Source organism: Aeromonas sp. FDAARGOS 1403 (assembly GCF_019047325.1).
GTDB lineage: Bacteria > Pseudomonadota > Gammaproteobacteria > Enterobacterales > Aeromonadaceae > Aeromonas > Aeromonas dhakensis.
The window spans coordinates 780,863-800,000 of the sequence record NZ_CP077249.1 but is presented as its reverse complement, the minus strand read 5'-3'; the positions used below and the strand labels follow the sequence as shown (position 1 = coordinate 800,000).

Annotated in this window: 14 protein-coding genes, 1 tRNA gene and 2 rRNA genes (1 of these 17 only partly in view); 10 read left to right on the top strand and 7 right to left on the bottom strand. The window is 59.7% G+C overall.

All coding sequences use genetic code 11. The features are described from left to right. From I6L33_RS03870 to tcdA, 4 genes are all read left to right on the top strand, one after another. Positions 1-1,920: ribosomal RNA gene (locus tag I6L33_RS03870) — 23S ribosomal RNA — on the top strand; it begins 969 nt to the left of the window's first position. Positions 1,921-2,004: 84 nt separating this feature from the next. Next, positions 2,005-2,119, top strand: a 5S ribosomal RNA gene (gene rrf, locus I6L33_RS03865). Positions 2,120-2,213: 94 nt separating this feature from the next. Next, positions 2,214-2,290 (top strand) — tRNA-Asp (locus I6L33_RS03860). Between the two features lie 167 nt (positions 2,291-2,457). Further along, entirely contained in the window at positions 2,458-3,294 is an 837-nt protein-coding gene (tcdA, locus tag I6L33_RS03855) for a tRNA cyclic N6-threonylcarbamoyladenosine(37) synthase TcdA (RefSeq protein ID WP_213344536.1), read from the top strand. 21 nt (positions 3,295-3,315) lie between these two features. Here tcdA and I6L33_RS03850 read toward each other — a convergent pair whose 3' ends face one another. Further along, on the bottom strand, positions 3,316-3,750 hold the full coding sequence (locus I6L33_RS03850) for a SufE family protein (protein WP_010635669.1): 435 nt from the start codon (positions 3,748-3,750) through the stop codon (positions 3,316-3,318). A gap of 13 nt (positions 3,751-3,763) precedes the next feature. Continuing rightward, positions 3,764-4,984 (bottom strand): aminotransferase class V-fold PLP-dependent enzyme, encoded by a 1,221-nt coding sequence (locus I6L33_RS03845; RefSeq protein WP_213344537.1) that lies wholly within the window; start codon positions 4,982-4,984, stop codon positions 3,764-3,766. A gap of 165 nt (positions 4,985-5,149) precedes the next feature. On the opposite strand from I6L33_RS03845, the gene rep reads away from it, so the two are divergent. Beyond that, a complete protein-coding gene (rep, locus tag I6L33_RS03840) occupies positions 5,150-7,162 on the top strand; it encodes a DNA helicase Rep (RefSeq protein WP_017779449.1) in 2,013 nt (670 codons plus the stop codon). Between the two features lie 10 nt (positions 7,163-7,172). Here the strand turns inward: rep and I6L33_RS03835 are convergent, their stop codons facing one another. The 5 genes from I6L33_RS03835 to I6L33_RS03815 all read right to left on the bottom strand — a co-directional run bounded on the left by I6L33_RS03835 (position 7,173) and on the right by I6L33_RS03815 (position 13,223). Then, complete coding sequence (locus tag I6L33_RS03835; protein ID WP_216973591.1) at positions 7,173-9,446, bottom strand: bifunctional diguanylate cyclase/phosphodiesterase; 2,274 nt, start codon at positions 9,444-9,446, stop codon at positions 7,173-7,175. An 85-nt stretch (positions 9,447-9,531) separates the two neighbouring features. Further along, positions 9,532-9,987, bottom strand: a complete 456-nt coding sequence (locus tag I6L33_RS03830) for a cytochrome c5 family protein (RefSeq protein WP_017786998.1) — start codon at positions 9,985-9,987, stop codon at positions 9,532-9,534. 200 nt (positions 9,988-10,187) lie between these two features. Beyond that, entirely contained in the window at positions 10,188-11,216 is a 1,029-nt protein-coding gene (tdh, locus tag I6L33_RS03825) for an L-threonine 3-dehydrogenase (RefSeq protein ID WP_005306946.1), read from the bottom strand. 56 nt (positions 11,217-11,272) lie between these two features. Beyond that, a complete protein-coding gene (locus I6L33_RS03820; RefSeq protein WP_216973590.1) occupies positions 11,273-12,463 on the bottom strand; it encodes a glycine C-acetyltransferase in 1,191 nt (396 codons plus the stop codon). Positions 12,464-12,578: 115 nt separating this feature from the next. Beyond that, a complete protein-coding gene (locus tag I6L33_RS03815; protein WP_005306940.1) occupies positions 12,579-13,223 on the bottom strand; it encodes a TetR/AcrR family transcriptional regulator in 645 nt (214 codons plus the stop codon). Between the two features lie 154 nt (positions 13,224-13,377). Here I6L33_RS03815 and rfaD point away from each other — a divergent pair, with 154 nt between their 5' ends. The 5 genes from rfaD (at position 13,378) to I6L33_RS03790 (ending at position 19,128) form a co-directional block, all read left to right on the top strand. Continuing rightward, the gene (gene rfaD, locus I6L33_RS03810; protein ID WP_005306938.1) at positions 13,378-14,334 is read left to right on the top strand and encodes an ADP-glyceromanno-heptose 6-epimerase; all 957 of its coding nucleotides are present in this window, start codon (positions 13,378-13,380) and stop codon (positions 14,332-14,334) included. Positions 14,335-14,384: 50 nt separating this feature from the next. Then, positions 14,385-16,148: a polysaccharide deacetylase family protein gene (locus I6L33_RS03805; protein ID WP_216973589.1), complete on the top strand. Its 1,764-nt coding sequence runs from the start codon at positions 14,385-14,387 to the stop codon at positions 16,146-16,148. After that, positions 16,149-17,363 carry an O-antigen ligase gene (locus tag I6L33_RS03800; RefSeq protein ID WP_010635677.1) on the top strand — a complete coding sequence of 405 codons (1,215 nt, stop codon included), beginning with the start codon at positions 16,149-16,151 and terminating at the stop codon, positions 17,361-17,363. It begins immediately after the preceding gene. Beyond that, on the top strand, positions 17,360-18,025 hold the full coding sequence (locus I6L33_RS03795) for a glycosyltransferase family 25 protein (protein WP_005306929.1): 666 nt from the start codon (positions 17,360-17,362) through the stop codon (positions 18,023-18,025). The genes I6L33_RS03800 and I6L33_RS03795 overlap by 4 nt, the downstream gene beginning before the upstream one ends. A 74-nt stretch (positions 18,026-18,099) precedes the next feature. Beyond that, on the top strand, positions 18,100-19,128 hold the full coding sequence (locus I6L33_RS03790) for a glycosyltransferase family 9 protein (protein ID WP_216973588.1): 1,029 nt from the start codon (positions 18,100-18,102) through the stop codon (positions 19,126-19,128). Positions 19,129-19,138: the final 10 nt, after the last annotated feature.

The window sequence follows — 19,138 nt, the reverse complement described above, 5'->3', positions numbered from 1 at the left end:
CAACCCAGACCGCCGGCTAAGGTCCCAAAGTTCTGGTTAAGTGGGAAACGATGTGGGAAGGCTCAGACAGCTAGGATGTTGGCTTAGAAGCAGCCATCATTTAAAGAAAGCGTAATAGCTCACTAGTCGAGTCGGCCTGCGCGGAAGATGTAACGGGGCTCAAACCAGGCACCGAAGCCGCGGATTCACGCTAAGCGTGAGTGGTAGGGGAGCGTTCTGTAAGTCTGCGAAGGTGTGTCGAGAGGCATGCTGGAGATATCAGAAGTGCGAATGCTGACGTAAGTAACGATAAAGGGGGTGAAAAGCCTCCTCGCCGGAAGACCAAGGGTTCCTGTCCAACGTTAATCGGGGCAGGGTGAGTCGACCCCTAAGGTGAGGCCGAAAGGCGTAATCGATGGGAAGCAGGTTAATATTCCTGCACGACTTGTAATTGCGATGGGGGGACGGAGAAGGCTAGGTGGGCCAGGCGACGGTTGTCCTGGTGAAAGTGCGTAGGTGGTGTTTCTAGGCAAATCCGGAGACACAACACTGAGACACGAGACGAACACACTACGGTGTGGAAGCCATTGATGCCCTGCTTCCAGGAAAAGCCTCTAAGCTTCAGATTACAAGTCATCGTACCCCAAACCGACACAGGTGGTCGGGTAGAGAATACCAAGGCGCTTGAGAGAACTCGGGTGAAGGAACTAGGCAAAATAGTACCGTAACTTCGGGAGAAGGTACGCTCTTGTTGGTGAAGTCCCTTGCGGATGGAGCTGACGGGAGTCGCAGTGACCAGATGGCTGGGACTGTTTATCAAAAACACAGCACTCTGCAAACACGAAAGTGGACGTATAGGGTGTGACACCTGCCCGGTGCCGGAAGGTTAATTGATGGGGTTAGCGCAAGCGAAGCTCTTGATCGAAGCCCCGGTAAACGGCGGCCGTAACTATAACGGTCCTAAGGTAGCGAAATTCCTTGTCGGGTAAGTTCCGACCTGCACGAATGGTGTAACCATGGCCATGCTGTCTCCACCCGAGACTCAGTGAAATCGAATTCGCCGTGAAGATGCGGTGTACCCGCGGCTAGACGGAAAGACCCCGTGAACCTTTACTACAGCTTGGCACTGAACATTGAACCTACATGTGTAGGATAGGTGGGAGGCTTTGAAGGCGTGACGCCAGTTGCGCTGGAGCCGTCCTTGAAATACCACCCTTGTATGTTTGATGTTCTAACGCAGGGCCCTGAATCGGGCTCGCGGACAGTGCCTGGTGGGTAGTTTGACTGGGGCGGTCTCCTCCCAAAGAGTAACGGAGGAGCACGAAGGTTGGCTAATCCTGGTCGGACATCAGGAGGTTAGTGCAATGGCATAAGCCAGCTTAACTGCGAGACGGACAGGTCGAGCAGGTACGAAAGTAGGTCATAGTGATCCGGTGGTTCTGAATGGAAGGGCCATCGCTCAACGGATAAAAGGTACTCCGGGGATAACAGGCTGATACCGCCCAAGAGTTCATATCGACGGCGGTGTTTGGCACCTCGATGTCGGCTCATCACATCCTGGGGCTGAAGTCGGTCCCAAGGGTATGGCTGTTCGCCATTTAAAGTGGTACGCGAGCTGGGTTCAGAACGTCGTGAGACAGTTCGGTCCCTATCTGCCGTGGGCGTTGGATGATTGAAGGGAGTTGCTCCTAGTACGAGAGGACCGGAGTGAACGAACCTCTGGTGTTCGGGTTGTCACGCCAGTGGCACTGCCCGGTAGCTAAGTTCGGAATCGATAACCGCTGAAAGCATCTAAGCGGGAAGCGAGCCCTGAGATGAGTCATCCCTGACCCCTTGAGGGTCCTAAAGGGCCGTTGGAGACCACAACGTTGATAGGTGGGGTGTGTAAGCGCGGCGACGTGTTGAGCTAACCCATACTAATTACCCGTGAGGCTTAACCATACAACACCCAAGAAGTGTTCGAAGGCTTGTAGCAGATACCGAGAACGAAGAATTAAATCAGCTTTTTCAGATTGAAGATTTTTGCCTGGCGGCAATAGCGCAGTGGAACCACCTGACCCCATGCCGAACTCAGAAGTGAAACGCTGTAGCGCCGATGGTAGTGTGGCATTCGCCATGCGAGAGTAGGACACTGCCAGGCACCCAATTAAACGGTGATGTGAAAGACATGACCGGCTGCGAGGATGACACCTCAGAAGAAGCGGCAAAAGATTTAGCGAAAGCTAACCGAATGCGGAGCGGTAGTTCAGTCGGTTAGAATACCGGCCTGTCACGCCGGGGGTCGCGGGTTCGAGTCCCGTCCGCTCCGCCACTACTTAAGAAGCCCAGTCTAACGACTGGGCTTTTTTCGTCTCTACGATCCCCTATCCCCATCTCAGCTGACCCGACTTCGCCGTTCCATCCCGTTTCATGTTTATCTGAAATTCGCCGCCGCCCATGGTTGTCGCTATAATGGCCGCCCTCAAGCAAGGTGGTGGTATGAAAGCAGAGTATCTACAGCGATTCGGGGGCATTGCCCGTCTTTATGGTCAGAGTGGACTTGGCTCCTTCAGCCAGGCGAGAGTCTGCGTGGTCGGGATCGGCGGCGTCGGTTCCTGGGCGGCAGAGGCGCTGGCCCGTGCCGGCATCAACCAGATCACCCTGATCGACATGGACGACATCTGCATCACCAACACCAACCGCCAGATCCACGCCATGCAGGGCACGGTCGGTCGCCTCAAGACGGAGGTGATGGCCGAGCGCATTCGTGCCATCAACCCGGATTGCGAGGTGATCGAGGTGGATGACTTCGTTACCGCCGACAACTTGGCCGAGCATATCAAGCGGGAGTTTGACTATGTGGTGGATGCCATCGACTCGGTCAAGGCCAAGGTGGCGCTGATTGCCTTCTGCAAGCGCAACAAGATTCCGGTGATTGTGGCGGGCGGCGCCGGTGGGCAGATGGACCCCACCCGGATCACCGTGGCCGATCTGGCCAAGACCATTCAGGATCCGCTGGCCGCCAAGGTGCGCTCTGACCTGCGCCGGCTACACAACTTCAGCAAGAATCCGGCGCGCAAGTTCGGGGTGGAGTGTGTCTTCTCAACCGAGCAGTTGAGCTACCCGGATGGTAATGGTGGCACCTGTCAGGCCAAAGCGGCCAGCGACGGCAACATGAAGATGGATTGCGCCTCTGGCTTTGGCGCCGTGACGCCGGTGACGGCGACCTTCGGTCTGGTCGCCGCCTCCCGGGTATTGAAGAAGATTGCCGAACGGGGAGCCCGTGCCGAGAAAGAAGCTGGGAATGAAGACACAGGGTCGATTAGTGAGGCCTGATCGACCACTGAACAAGGCGGGTTAGACGGCCTGTTGCCGGATCGCCAACACGATTGCCCTGAGCCCGTTGCCCCGCGACGGGCTCAGGTGTTTCTCGAGCCCTAGCTCGCTGAAATAAGTATCCATATCGAAAGCCTGGATAGCGTCGGCAGTCTGATGATTGAGTGCCGCCAGCACGATGACGATAAGACCACGCACGATGCGGGCGTCGGAGTCGCAGGCAAAATGCCAGTTGCCGTCCTCACCCACCTCTCCCTTGAGCCAGGCCTGGCTCTCGCACCCTTTCAAGCGGTTCTCTTCCTGCTGCCACTCTGCTGGCAAGGTGGGTAGCAGCTTGCCGAGTTGGATGATAAGGCGGTACTGGTTCTCCCAGCCGTTCGCCGCCGCAAACTGCTGGCGGATGGTATCGGCGTCGGGCTCAAGGCCGATCCGGGTATAGGTTGCGAGGCTGTTCATAGGGTTGTCTGCCTTAGAAGAAGTCACTGAGTTTGTGCAGGGCGGCCAGCAGGGCGTCCACATCGTCCCGGTTGTTGTAGCAGGCCAGCGAGGCTCGCAGGGTGCCGCCGATACCGAGCGATTCCATCAGCGGCATGGCGCAGTGGTGGCCGACCCGTAGGGCGATCCCCTGCATGTCGAGCAGGGTGGCGGCATCCTGCGGGTGGATATCCCTTAGCAGGAAGGAGACGGCGCCGGCACGCTGACCGGGTTCGCCGACCAGACGCAGCCCAGGTATCTGACGCAGGCCGGCGACCAGATAGTCGGTCAGCACCGCTTCATGGCTGGCCAGCAACCCCCGGTCTTGCTCCATCACAAAATCGATGGCGGCGGCCAGGCCGATGGCGCCGGCGATATGGGGCGTGCCCGCCTCGAACTTGAAGGGCAGGCTATTGAAGGTAGTGCCGCTGAAGCTGACCCTGTCGATCATCTCGCCACCGGCCTGCCAAGGCGGCATCCGCTCCAGCAGTTCGGTGCGCCCCCACAGCACGCCGATACCGGTCGGGCCGTAGAGCTTGTGGCCGGAGAAGGCGTAGAAGTCGCAGCCGATGGCCTGCACATCTACCTCCAGGTGAGCCACTGCCTGGGCGCCGTCGATCAGGGTCAGGGCGCCGACCGCCTTGGCGGCCGCCACTATCTGTTCGACCGGGTTGACGGTACCGAGGGCATTGGAGACGTGAGCCACGCTCACCAGTCGGGTACGTGGTCCCAGCATGGCCAGATAGGCGGCCATGTCGAGATCGCCCCGCTCATCGAGGGGGACGACCCGGATGACGGCGCCGGTGCGCTGGGCGACCAATTGCCACGGGACGATGTTGGCGTGGTGTTCCAGGGTGCTGAGCACGACTTCATCCCCCGCCCTCAGCTCGCTTATCCCCCAGCTCTGGGCCATCAGGTTGATCGCCTCCGTGGTGCCACGGGTCCATATCACCTCGTGGCTGCGAGGGGCATTGATAAAGCGAGCGACAGTCTCGCGGGCATCTTCGAAGGCGCGGGTGGCCCGGCCGCTCAGGGCGTGGGCGGCACGGTGCACATTGGCGTTGTCGGCCCGATAGTAGTGATTGATCGCATCCAGCACGGTTTGCGGCTTCTGGGTGGTGGCGGCATTGTCCAGATAGACCAGCGGGTGGCCGTTGACCTCCTGCTCCAAGGCCGGAAACTGGCTGCGCAGCCGGTCGTGCTGTTGCTGGTTCATGCTCCCCTCACTGTCTGGAAAAGTGGTCATCATCTCGAAAAGTCGGTCATGATCCTGAAAACCGCCGCCGAACACAAGGCATCTGGCGAGCTATTGCTCGATGGGGCTGGCCGGGTGATTTCTGTTACAATGCCGCCCCTCATCATAAGCCAAGAGATCCGGCCCATGAAGCTCAACCCCAATCAGAACGAAGCGGTCAAGTATGTCTCCGGCCCTTGCCTGGTGCTGGCGGGTGCCGGATCGGGCAAGACCCGCGTCATCACCAACAAGATTGCCTATCTGGTGCAGCAGTGCGGCTACAACGCGCGCAACATAGCGGCGGTCACCTTTACCAACAAGGCGGCGCGGGAGATGAAGGAGCGGGTCGGCCAGACCCTGGGTCGCAAGGAGGCGCGGGGGCTGATGGTCTCCACCTTCCATACCCTGGGGCTCGAGATCATTCGCCGCGAGCACAAGAGCCTGAACCTCAAGGCCAACTTCTCACTGTTCGACGACACCGATCAGCTGGCGCTGCTCAAGGAGCTGACCGAGGAGGAGCTCGACAACGACAAGGACAAGCTCTCGGCTCTTATCAGCCAGATCTCCAACTGGAAGAACGACCTCATCCTGCCGGCTCGGGCCATGCGCATCGCCCGCGGGCCGGAAGAGGTGCTGATGGCCCAGCTCTACGAGCGCTACCACCGCCAGATGGTGGCCTACAACGCGCTGGATTTTGACGACCTCATCGTGATGCCGACCTTGCTGCTCAAGAGCAACCAGGAGGTGCGCGAGCGCTGGCAGAGCAAGATCCGCTATCTGCTGGTCGATGAATACCAGGACACCAACACCAGCCAGTACGAGCTGGTGAAGCAGATCGTCGGCGAGCGGGCCCGCTTCACCGTAGTGGGAGACGACGACCAGTCCATCTACTCCTGGCGCGGTGCCAAGCCGCAGAACCTGGTGCTGCTGAACGAGGACTTCCCCAATCTGCGGCTCATCAAGCTGGAGCAGAACTACCGCTCCAAGCGGCGCATCCTCAAGTGCGCCAACATCCTGATCGCCAACAACCCCCACGTCTACGACAAGGCCCTCTTCTCCGAGCTGGACGAGGGGGTGAAGCTCAAGGTGCTGTTTGCCAAGAACGAGGAGCACGAGGCGGAGCGCATCGCCGCCGAGCTGATGGGTCACAAGTTCATGAATCGCACCCGCTTCAAGGATTACGCCATCCTCTACCGGGGCAACCATCAGTCGCGCATCTTCGAGAAGGCGCTGATGACCAACCGCATCCCCTATCGCATCTCGGGCGGCACCTCCTTCTTCTCTCGTACCGAGATCAAGGACATCATGGCCTACCTCAAGTTGCTGGTGAATCCGGACGAGGACACCGCCTTCCTGCGAGTGGTCAACCTGCCGCGGCGCGAGATCGGTCCCACCACGCTCGAGAAGCTGGGTCAGTACGCCAATCAGCGCGGCAAGAGCCTGTTTTCCGCCAGCTTCGAGCTGGGGCTGGAACAGCACCTATCCGGTCGTGGCCTCACCGCGCTGCAGGCTTTCACCAACTGGCTGGTGCGGCTCGGTGATCAGGCCCTGCGCGGCAACCCGGTGGAGGCGGTGCGGGACATGATCAAGGAGATCCACTACGAGGAGTGGCTCTACGAGACCTCCCCCAGCCCGAAGGCGGCCGAGATGCGGATGCAGAACGTCTCCACCCTCTATCGCTGGATCAGCGAGATGCTGGAGGGGGACGAGCTGGAAGAGTCGATGACGCTCGCTCAAGTCGTGACCCGTCTCACTCTGCGCGACATGATGGAGCGCAACGAGGGGGAGGATGAGGCGGATCAGGTGCAGCTGATGACCCTGCACGCCTCCAAGGGGCTGGAGTTTCCCTATGTCTACATGGTGGGTATGGAGGAGGGGTTGCTGCCTCACCAGACCAGCATCGACGAGGACAACGTGGAAGAGGAGCGGCGCCTCGCCTACGTGGGGATCACCCGGGCCCAGACCGAGCTCACCTTCACCCTCTGCAAGGAGCGGCGCCAGTTTGGCGAGTCGGTACGACCGGAGCCGAGCCGCTTCCTGCTGGAATTGCCCCAGGATGATCTGGAGTGGGAAAACCAGAAGAAGGTGACCGCCGAGGAGCGCCAGCAGAAGGGGCAGATGGCGGTGGCCAATCTGCGCGCCATGTTCAAGAAGGATTGAGTCGCTCCGCTTATTTGCTCTGGGTCAGCAGGGGCGTGATGTCGGCGCCCGGCATGGGTGGTGAAATGTAGCGCCCCTGGCCCATCAGGCAGCCCAGGTCGATCAGCTTCTGCAGTTGCTGCTGGTTCTCTATCCCTTCCACCACCAGGGTGAAGTCCAGATCCTGGCAGATGTCGCGCATGGCGCGAATGAGCGCCAGATCCTTGGGAGATTGCAGCATGCGATGGGTGAAGCTGTCATCCACCTTGATGTAGTCCACCGGGAAGTGGAACAGGGCATTGAGGGAAGAGAAGCCGGTACCGAAGTCATCCAGGCTGATCTGAATGCCCTTGGCCCTCAGCTCGTGCAGGGAGGTGAGGGCATCGGAATCCTGTCGTGACAGTTCCCGTTCGTTGAATTCGAAAATCAGATAGCCGGGGGAGATCCCTTCGGATTCGATGATCTCGACCAGTTGCATGATCTGTTCATGGCTGACCAGATGCTTGCCGGACAGGTTGATGGCCACCTTGAACTTGCTCTGGCCGGAGAGCGGCAGCCACTCCTTCAGCTGCTGGCAGGTGTGGCGCAGGATCTGGTAATCCAGCTCCTGAATGAGGCCAGACTGCTCCGCCAGCGGGATGAAGTCGAATGCGTCCTTGAGCACCCCCTCTTCGGTGATCCAGCGTGCCATGACCTCCAGCCCGGTCAGGCGGCTGTCCTTGAGCCGGATCACCGGCTGGAAATAGGGCACGATGCGGCCTGCCCGCAGCGCTCTGGCCAGCATCTCTTCCGGTGAGGCCCAGGTCTGGGCCGAGCACTCTTCCGAATAGCTGACGATGCGGCTGCGGCCGTTGCGCTTGGCCTGGTACATGGCCAGGTCGGCCTGATGCAACAGCTGGCTGATGTCGGATGTCTGTTCCGATACGCTGGCGACCCCGAGACTCACCGTGATGCCGAGTTCGTTGCCCATCAGCCGGAAGGGATAGGAGAGGCGGCTGATGATGCGGTTGAGCACCGGGCTGATATCTTCCTCGGTCTTGCTGCTGTCCAGATAGATGACGAACTCGTCCCCCCCCAGCCTTGCCACCATGTCGTTTTGTCGTATGCAGGTTTGTAGGCGGCGGCTCATCTCCTTGAGCAGCTGGTCGCCGGCGCTATGGCCGAGAGTGTCGTTGACCTGCTTGAAGTGGTCCACATCGATGAAGATCAGCGAAAACCCGGGCGACTTGTAGCGGTGAAAGTGGGTCATGGCGTGGTTGAGGTGGTTCATCAACAGTGCCCGGTTGGGTAGCTGGGTCAGCGGGTCGTGCAGGGCATCGAATTGCAGTCGGCGTTCCAACTCCTGGTGCTGCTTCAACTGCTTCTGCAGTCTGAGGTTGGTCTGGCGCAACTGCTGCAGCCGCTGGTTGATGGAGTCTTCCGAGTTGATGTCGTGGAGCTGCTGGCGGATCCGTCTCAGCTCCAGCAGCAGAGTCAGCTGGCTGCGCAGGAAGTCGAGAAACAGCCGGTCGTCGGTTTCCAGCGGTTGTTGCAGGCTGATGAGAAAGTGGGCGAAGTACTGCTGCTGGAGCCGCAGCGGCTGGCTATACCAGTAAAGCTGCTCCTTGTGCTGCTCAATGTTGTTGGTGCTGTGGCACAGCCCGGTGATGAATTCGTCGCTGTGGTGGGGTAGTTCCGGGTAGATCTTCTCCAGCCGGTGGCTGTCGATGCGTACCAGCAGCATGTCCTGAATGGCGAGCATCTGGCGCAACACAGCCTCGAGCTGGGAGAAGAGCGCCTGGCTGGGCAGGGTGTTGGCCAGCCGGATGATGCGGTTGATGCTCTCGATCTTTCTCTGCCAGTCCGGATCCTTGCGAATGAGCGGCGAGGCCAGCTCTGACAGCTGGGAGCCAGCTTGGGTCTCGTTCAGCCGTTTGGCCAGGCACTCCAGCAACAGGCGCAGCGTCGGCAGCTCCTTGGGCTGGCAGCAGGCCAGCAACCACTGGATCTGACCGTGTTCGACCGGCAGGGTGCACCAACCCTCGGCTTCGTCCAGCTGGGCCAGTTGATCCGTGATGCGTGACTCTTCCAGCCCCAGCTGCAATTTGAAACTGTCGGGGACCTGGTATTCACACACCCAGTGCAGTCCGGCTTCCGACAGGCCGAGCATGCCGAAATGTTGCAACGGGCAGAGCTGGTTCAGCTGCTGGATCAGGGTGTCGTAATCTTTGGCGGTGGCGACGGAGGGGGCGGGGAAATCCATAATAGCGGAAACCAACGCCAGCAAGGGAGTCGAGTAATGTGGTGCTGTGGGTTGCGCTGACATGAGTGACTCCCGATTTATCTACCCTTCAAAGAGTAGTCGGAAGTCATCAGATTGAAAGGGCCGCATATGCGGCCCTTTCAATCACTTAGAGCTTGTCGATCATGTAGTGAATGGCGTTTTCGATCTCTTCATCGCTACAGGTGGCGCAAGTCCCTCTGGGTGGCATGACGCCGGTCTTGCCTGCGAAGCCGGCAATGGCATGTTTCTTAAGTGTTTCAATGCCTTGCGCGATACGAGGCTCCCAGGCAGCCTTGTCGCCGCGCTTGGGCGCGCCGGCGATGCCGGCATCGTGACAGGCGAAGCAGGCGCCCTTGAACACGGCTTCACCGTCGCGCGGGCCGGATGACGCGGCCGCCGCAGGGGCTGCGCCTGCGGTCGCAATCCCTTCCAGATCCTTGGCGGTATAGACCTGACCGACCGGCTTGATGCGCTCGGCAATGGCTTCCGGCGACATATCATCGGCAGCCAGCACGGCACCGGACAAACTGGCGGCCGTCATCCCGACCGCCAGCAAATAGCTCAGTTTTTTCAACACGCTCATGTACTCCCAGCAGGCTTTTATTATCCCTAGAAAACGACTGGATTATAACCGAATAGTTACAGCCATTTAAACGCTTGTGTGTGAAGTGTTAAGCACTCTGCGTGCAAAGTTTCTTCGTCGGATCACAAACTGGCGAGGCCGGCCTGCAAAAAAGAAACCCGGTTTTCACCGGGTTTCATCTGATTGACGTGCTGAAAGGCTTATTTGTCCCAGCTGAGGATCACCTTGCCGGACTGGCCGGAGCGCATGGCATCGAAGCCCTGCTGGAAGTCGTCGATGTGGAAGCGGTGGGTGATGATGGGGGAGAGATCGAGCCCGGACTGGATGAGGCTCGCCATCTTGTACCAGGTTTCGAACATCTCGCGGCCGTAAATCCCCTTGATGAACAGTCCTTTGAAGATCACCTTGCCCCAGTCGATGGCCATGGTGGCGGGGGGAATGCCGAGCATGGCGATTTTGCCGCCGTGGTTCATCTTGTCGATCATGTCCTGGAAGGCGGAGGGGACGCCGGACATCTCCAGCCCCACGTCGAACCCCTCGGTCATGCCAAGCTCGCTCATCACGTCGGAGAGCTGCTCCTTGGCCACGTTGACGGCGCGGGTGGCGCCCATCTTGCGGGCCAGCTCGAGCCGGTACTCGTTGACGTCGGTGATCACCACGTGACGGGCACCCACATGGCGGCAGACGGCGGCAGCCATGATGCCGATGGGGCCGGCGCCGGTGATCAGCACGTCTTCACCCACCAGGTCGAAGGAGAGGGCGGTGTGCACCGCGTTGCCGAACGGATCGAAGATGGCGGCCAGCTCATCCGGGATGTTGTCCGGCAGCTTGAAGGCGTTGAAGGCCGGGATCACCAGGTACTCGGCAAAAGCGCCGGGGCGGTTGACGCCGACACCTATGGTGTTGCGGCACAGGTGGGTGCGGCCGGCACGGCAGTTGCGGCAGTGGCCACAGGTGATGTGGCCTTCGCCGGAGACCCGGTCACCGACCGCGAAGCCGCGCACTTCCTGGCCCACGGCAACGACTTCACCGACGTATTCGTGGCCGACCACCATGGGCACCGGGATGGTCTTCTGTGACCATTCGTCCCAGTTGTAGATGTGGATATCGGTGCCACAGATGGCGGTCTTGCGGATCTTGATGAGCAGGTCGTTGTGGCCGAGTTCGGGGGCCGGTACGTCCGTCATCCAGATGCCGACTTCTTTGTGCAGTTTGGAGAGTGCTTTCATGGTTGTTCCTTCACGATGAACGCAGAAAAAAGGGGCGCCGGGCCCCTTGATTCAAATCAGATGATGCCGAGTTCGCGGCCGATGCGAATGAAGGCATCGATGGCCTGATCCAGCTGTTCGCGGGTATGGGCGGCGGACATCTGGGTGCGGATGCGGGCCTGGCCCTTGGGCACGACCGGGAAGGAGAAGCCCACCACATAGATGCCGGCGGCCAGCATGCGGCTCGCCATCTCGGCTGCCAGCTTGGCGTCTCCGAGCATCACCGGGATGATGGCGTGATCGGCGCCGGCCAGGGTAAAACCGGCGGCGCTCATCCGCTCGCGGAAGTACTGGCTGTTCTCCTTCAGGCTGGCACGCAGATCGTGGCCGTCGGCCAGCATGTCGATCACCTTGATGGTGGCCGCGACGATGGAGGGGGCCAGCGAGTTGGAGAAGAGATAGGGGCGGGAGCGCTGACGCAGCCAGTCGATCACCTCTTTCTTGCCGGAGGTGTAACCGCCGGAGGCGCCGCCGAGCGCCTTGCCCAGGGTGCCGGTGATGATGTCGACCCGCTCCATCACGCCACAATATTCGTGGGTGCCGCGGCCGTTCTCACCGATGAAGCCAACGGCATGGGAGTCATCCACCATCACCAGCGCATCGTACTTGTCAGCCAGATCGCAGATGGATTTGAGGTCGGCGATGACGCCATCCATGGAGAAGACGCCGTCGGTGGCGATCAGCTTGAAGCGGGCGCCATCGGCATCGGCCTGCTTGAGCTGGGCTTCCAGCTCGGCCATGTCATTGTTGGCGTAGCGATAGCGCTTGGCCTTGCACAACCGCACCCCATCTATGATGGAGGCGTGGTTGAGGGCATCGGAGATGATGGCGTCTTCGGCGCCAAACAGCGTCTCGAACAGACCGCCGTTGGCATCGAAGCAGGAAGAGTAGAGGATGGTGTCTTCGGTGCCGAGGAAGGCTGACAGCTTCTGCTCCAGCGCCTTGTGCTGATCCTGGGTACCGCAGATGAAACGGACCGAGGCCATGCCGAAGCCGTGGCTGTCCAGCCCCTGGTGGGCCGCTTCGATCAGATCGGGGTGGTTGGCCAGTCCCAGATAGTTGTTGGCACAGAAGTTCAGCACCTGCTCGCCGCCCACCGCAATCCGGGCCTGCTGGGCCGAGCTGATGACGCGTTCCTGCTTGTACAATCCTTCAGCCTGTACCTGCTCAAGCTGCTCGGTCAGGTGACGATAGAATCCGTTAGACATCCTCGATCCTCATTGGCTATTTCAGCTGCGTATCAACAGAGGACGACATTTTACTGCAATCTGTTGCGGTGAATTCAAATTATTGTGCTGATGTTCAACAAATGTGAAACAGATCTCACCCAGCTGGTTGGGCCAGTTGACGGTAATGCTGCTCCAGCTGGCGGATCTGTTCGGCCACCTGTGGCTGCACATAGGGGCGCAGCAGAAACAGCACCCGCAAGACGCCCTGATAGAGCAGTGGCTTGGTGATGCGGGTGCTGGGAGCCTGGGCGATCTGGAACGGGATCCAGCAGGTCACCACCATCTTGATGGTCTGGCCCAGATCCGGCAGATCCTCATCGCTGACGTCTATGATGCCGCCCTCGCGCAGGCTTCTGAGCAGGGCTACCACGGCGGCGCGCAACTGCTCCTGGGCCTTGAGGTACTTCTGCTGCAGCGGCTCGTCGCGACTGAGAATGTCCGGCAGGTTGGCGTAGAAAAAGCGGAACTGCCACATCAGATAGAAGATGGCATCCAGATAGCCCATCAGGTTTTCCAGCTTGATCTCGTCGCTGCGGGCCGGCGTGAAGCTCTCGCTCAGGTGACGGGCGTACTGGTCGAAGATGGAGTGGATGATGTCTTCTTTATTGCGGAAGTGGTAATAGAGGTTGCCTGGGCTGATGCCGAGGTGGGCGGCAATGTGGTTGGTGGTGATGTTGCGCTCACCCTGATCGTTGAACAGCTCGGTGGCGCTGTGAATGATCCTGTCTCTGGTTTTCATCGCTGCTCCCTCTGCCGGGTCCCGGGGGCGATCTCGTCAAGGTCGAATCCCCCTGCGGCCCGTGATAAACTTTTCGGCAATTTTAAATTGGCTCACTATACACAGCTTTAACAGGCAGTCACATGTGACCATCAACGTACGCGAGGCAAACTCCATGATCGTAGTAACTGGCGGTGCTGGCTTTATCGGCAGCAATCTGGTCAAGCAGCTGAACGCTCAAGGACGGACCGACATCGTGGTCATCGATGATCTGACCGACGGCACCAAGTTCGTCAATCTGGTCGATCTGACCATTGCCGATTACATGGATAAGGATGAGTTCCAGGCGCGGATCGTCTCCGGTGACGAGTTTGAAGAGTGGGACGGCATCGAGGTGATCTTCCACGAAGGTGCCTGCTCCGCCACCACCGAGTGGAACGGCAAGTTCATCATGGAGGTCAACTACGAGTACTCCAAGGATCTGTTCCACTACTGCATCGAGCGGGAAATTCCGTTCATCTACGCCTCTTCCGCCGCGACCTACGGCGGGCGCAACGACAACTTCATCGAAGATCCCAAGTTCGAGCAGCCGCTCAACGTCTACGGCTACTCCAAGCAGCTGTTCGACCAGTATGTGCGCCGCTGGATGCCGGAGATCAACTCTCAGGTAGTCGGCCTCAAGTACTTCAACGTCTATGGCCCGCGCGAGCAGCACAAGGGCTCCATGGCCTCGGTTGCCTTCCACCTCAACACCCAGGTAAAGAAGGGCGAAAATCCCAAGCTGTTCGAAGGCTGCGACGGTTTCCCCAACGGCGGTCAGATGCGCGACTTCATCTATGTGGATGACGTCTGCAAGGTGAACCTCTGGTTCTGGCAGAATCCGCAGCACTCCGGCATCTTCAACTGCGGTACCGGTCGTGCCGAGCCGTTCCAGAACGTGGCCGAGGCGGTGATCAAGCATCACCAGAAGGGCGCCGTCGAGTACATTCCCTTCCCGGATCACCTCAAGGGCCGCTATCAGAGCTTCACCCAGGCGGACATGACCAAGCTGCGCGGTGTCGGCTATGACGCCGAGTTCAAGACCGTGGCCGAAGGCGTGGCCGACTACATGGCCTGGTTGAACCGGGCTTGATCCCCCTCTGACGGGTGGCTGCTGGCCACCCGTCGTTCGGATACCCTCCCATGAATATATTGATGGCACTCTCCCAGCTCGAAGTGACGGGAGCTGAGGTCTATGCCACCACGGTCGGTAACGAATTGACCCGGCGTGGCCACCAGGTTTTCTACGTATCGGACACCCTGACCAAGCCCACGCTGGGCCAGGTATTCAAGCTGCGATTCAACAAGCGCAGCATACTGCGCCGTTTCTGGCACGTGTTTTACCTCGTCTACCTCATCAAGAAGCATCATATCCAGTTGGTGCATGCCCACTCGCGCGCCTCCGGCTGGAGCAGCTATGTGGCCTGCAAGCTGACCGGCACACCCATGATCACCACGGTACACGGGCGCCAGCCGGTGCATGCCTCCCGCAAGGCCTTTCATGCCCTCGGTTTTCGGGCGGTGGCAGTGTGCGAAGATATCGCCAGCCAGATCATCGACAACCTGGGGGTGGATCCGGCCATCGTACAGGTGCTGCGCAACGGCATCGAGACCGACAAGTTCCAGCCCGTGCCGGCTCCGGACAACGCCAAGCCGGTGATCGCCATCATAGGTCGGCTCAGCGGCCCCAAGGGGGAGCTCTGCTACCGGTTGCTGGATGAAGTGCTGGATCTGGATGCCTGCCAGGTGAAGGTGGTGAGTGGCAGCCAGCTGCCCGAGCGCTTCGTGCGTTTTCGTGACCGGGTCGATTTCGTCGGTTACGTGGAGGATGTCCCTGCCCTGATGGCGCAATGCGATCTGGTGATCGGTGCCGGTCGGGTAGCGATGGAAGCCCTGTTGTGCGGTCGTCCGGCGTTTGCCATCGGCGAGGCCAAGGCCATCGGCTTGGTGACCGGGCAGAATCTGGATGAGGCGCTGGCCAGCAACTTCGGCGACATAGGTCCCAAGGATCTGGCTATCGATTTTGCCGCGCTGCAGACGCAGATTGCCCCGGCTCTGGCCAGCGGCAGCGTCTCCGACGTTATCCGTCAGCGCATTCAGGCCGAGTATGGCTTGGCAGGAGTCGTCTCCGGGCTGGAGTCCATCTATCAGGATGCGGTGGTCGAGACCCTGCGCCGCGAGATGCCGGTCATCATGTACCACCGCTTCATCGAACACGAGAGCGAGAAGGGGGTGCACGGTACCTGGATGCCGATCGCCATGTTCGAAAAGCACCTGCGCCTGCTGAAGTGGCTGGGTTATGAGACCCTGACGTTTCGCGACCTGGCGGACAAGGGATTCATCCATCGTCTGCAATACGGCAAGAGATACCTGATGATCACGGCCGACGACGGCTATCAGGACAACCTGACCCGCATGCTGCCGCTGCTGGAAAAATATGGTTACAAAGCCGTGGTATACGTGGTCACGGGGGAAGGGTATAACCGCTGGGACGTGGAGCAGGCGAGCAACCCGGACACCCGGGTGGACCTGATGAATGGCGAGCAGCTCAAGGCGCTGGTGGCCTCCGGCCATGTGGAGATCGGCGGCCATACCCTGACCCACCCCAGATTGAGCAAGCTTGCACCCGAGCAGCAAGCCCATGAAATACAAGAGAACAAGCGGCAACTCGAGACTCTGCTTGGCCACCCTTTGCTGTCGTTCGCCTACCCTTATGGGGATATGGATGAGAGCGCCAAGGCGCAGGCGATGGCGGCGGGCTACCGTTTTGCCGTGGCCACCAACAGCGGGCCCAGAGCCATGCACCAGGACCCTTTCCGGATCCGCCGCATCGCCATCTTCCCGCGTACCGATGTGTTTGGCCTGTGGCGCAAGATCCGGGGTAACTATGTCTTCAGGAAATCGTGATTGATGCTCAGCAGAAGCCTCGTTTTGCTCGATAAGGTGACGACAGCCCTGTTCGGACTGACCATCATCTTTGCCTTTTGCGGCCTGTTTCTGGTGCCAGCCGGCCAGAGCATGCAGTCCAACCTGCTGGCGGTGACCGGGATCTTCGGTCTGTTGAACTACTTTGTCGGCAAGCAGCGGGATGTTGGGCTCAGGGATCGCCGGATTCTCTGGGGCCTGCTGGTGTACGCCGTCATGATCTTCGTGAACCGGTTGATCCATGGCGATCAGTACGGGGTGATGCGAGGGCTGTTTTATGTCGCTGTCTTCGCGCTGATGATGCCGCGCAAACCCGTGCTGCTGATGCTGGGGTACCTGGCCATCGTGCTGGGTGGCGTCGGGCTCGGGATCCTCAGCTTCTGGCAGTACCATCACGGTATCGTCAGGGTGGAGGGGTTCACCAATGCCATTCTCTTCTCGCAGGCGGCACTTGCCCTGGCGATTCTCAACTGGTTTGTCTTTCAGCAGGGGCAACTGGCCGCCTGGCTGAGAGGGGGGGCTCTGGTTGGCCTGCTCGCTGCCCTGTTTGCTCTGTATCTCTCCCAGAGTCGGGGGGTCTGGCTCGCCTTCGGGATCATTCTCGCCTACGTCATCTGCTACAAGGCCTACTTCAAACCCTGGAAATACATTGCCGTCGCCGTACTCTGCATGGCCACGACAGGCGCCATCTATCAGACCAACCAGCTGGTACAGGTGCGGGTTGCCGAAGCCGTGTCGGATCTTAAATCGGCAGAAAACGGCTCTTTTGACTCCTCCTGGGGCCTGCGGGTGATTGCCTGGCAGAGCGCCTGGCTGGGCTTTCTGGATTCGCCGGTTGTCGGGGTGGGTACCGATGGTTTTGATGCGCTGAAGCAGACGCAGGTCAACAACCATCAGATTTCCGAGCTGATCTTTCATCCGGCGCTGGCCCATTCCCATAACCAGTACATGCAGAACCTGGTGATCCGGGGCGGCATCGGCTTTGTCGCGCTGCTGGTTTTTCTGGGTTGGCCTCTCTACCTTGCCGCGACCAACATCAGCAAGATTTCCGCCGGGGTGCTGGTGCCGCTGGCGTTTTCAGTTAATTCATTGAGTGATGTGCCGTTTGAGCATCAAGGTGTGCTCTATCTGTACACACTCAGCCTGGTTTTCATCTGGTTTGCCCATGAGTTGAAAAAGGATACCCGTACGTCATGATTCCAGTTTTTGTCATCAGTTTGGCTCGCAGCGTTGAGCGACGGGCGATGGTTGTCCAGCAGATGGCGCATTTGGGCATAGATTTCGAATTTGTAGACGCAACCGACGGGAAGGCGTTGAGCAGTGCCGAACTGGCCAAGGTGGATTTTGAACTGGCCAAGGAGGTGTGCGGTCATGCGCTGAGCTTTGGCGAGATAGGTTGTGCCATGAGCCATATCCGGCTTTATGAGCGCATCGTGGCCGAGGGCATTGAGCGCTGCGTGGTGCTGGAGGATGACATCTACCTGCACATGCACAGCAAGGCCATCATCGAGGCCATAGTGCACTCCTGCAAATCGGAAATCGTCTTCCTGCACCATGGTAAAGCCAAACGCTGGCCGTTCCTGTCATCCCTGCCGGGTGGTTATCGACTCGCCAGATACCTGACCCCCAGCCGCACCTCCAAACGAGGTGTGCTCTCTACCGCAGGGTATGTGCTGAGTCTGACCGGGGCCAAGAAGCTGTTGCAGTGCGCCTATCCGCTGCGGATGCCTTCCGACTATCTGACCGGCCGCCTGCAGCTCAACGGCCTGACCGCATCCGGGGTGGAACCCAGCTGTCTGGATGTGGATCTGTTCACCACCACCATAGATGACAGGGCCTACGGCCACTATCTGAAATAGGGCGGAGCGTGCCGACGGCGGGTCGGCACCCTGCGGGCCTTGCCAAAGCAGCGGCCACACATGCTGGATGACCCATGAACCTCAAAAAGTTGCTTACCCATTCCATTGCCAGATGGCTGATTGGCAGAGAGCCTGACGCCGCCCCATGCCCTGCCGGAGCGCAGGTGGAGAGAGTGCTGGTGGTCGGTTATGACGCCATCGGCGACTTCATTCTTACCCTGCCCGCCATCGCTCGGCTCAGGGAGATCTACCCCGCCGCGCGGCTCGAGCTGGTGTGCAGCCGGCGCAACCAGCTGCTGGCGGCATCGGTCGCCGGGATCGGCGAATGTCACGTGATCACCCTCAACGACACCCTGTTGCCGGTGAGCATGTGGTGCAAGCTGCGTGAACTCAGGCAGCGGCGATATGACCTGGTGATCAATCTGTTTGACGAGCCTGATGATATCGCCATGGCCAAGTTGCTGTTGCTGGCCAACGGGCGCTTGCAGTCGTTGCCCCTGCGCTTCAAGAGCGAAGGGCAGCAGAAGTTGCTGCCGCTGTTCAACCAGAAGGCCACCATAGTGTCGTCACGTCCCAGCCGGGATCACTTCGTCTATCGCATGCTCAGCGTGACCGGCGAGCAGACCGGGGTGCCAGTCTGCATACCGTCCCCCTGCAATGAGCAGCTGGATACCCGTGCGTATGGCCGTTATCTGCTGGTCAACCTGACGGGGAGCCAGGTCGGCAACTCGATGACGGAGGCGCAGATTGACGGCATCCTGGCGCAGTTGCCTGCCTATAAGGGGATCTCCTACCTGGTCTTCTCCAGGCAGCCCGTGGGCTGTTCACGGCAAGACATGAGAGCGCTGTTTCCCGACACCATTCTCGATGCCGCCAAGATTATCAAGGATGCGCGAGGGGTCATCTCGACCGATACCTCCATCATCCATATCTCCTCTTCCTTCGGGGTGCCCACCCTGGTGTTGATGAACAACGAGCGCTGGCGCGATGCCTTCATCCCGCTGGCGGGCCGCAACATAGTGCTGAGGTCGACCACGGATCAGCTGGCGGCCCTGTCGCCGGCCGAGATCAGTCGTCAGGTCGATGCCCTGATGGCGCTCTAGCCGCGTCAGG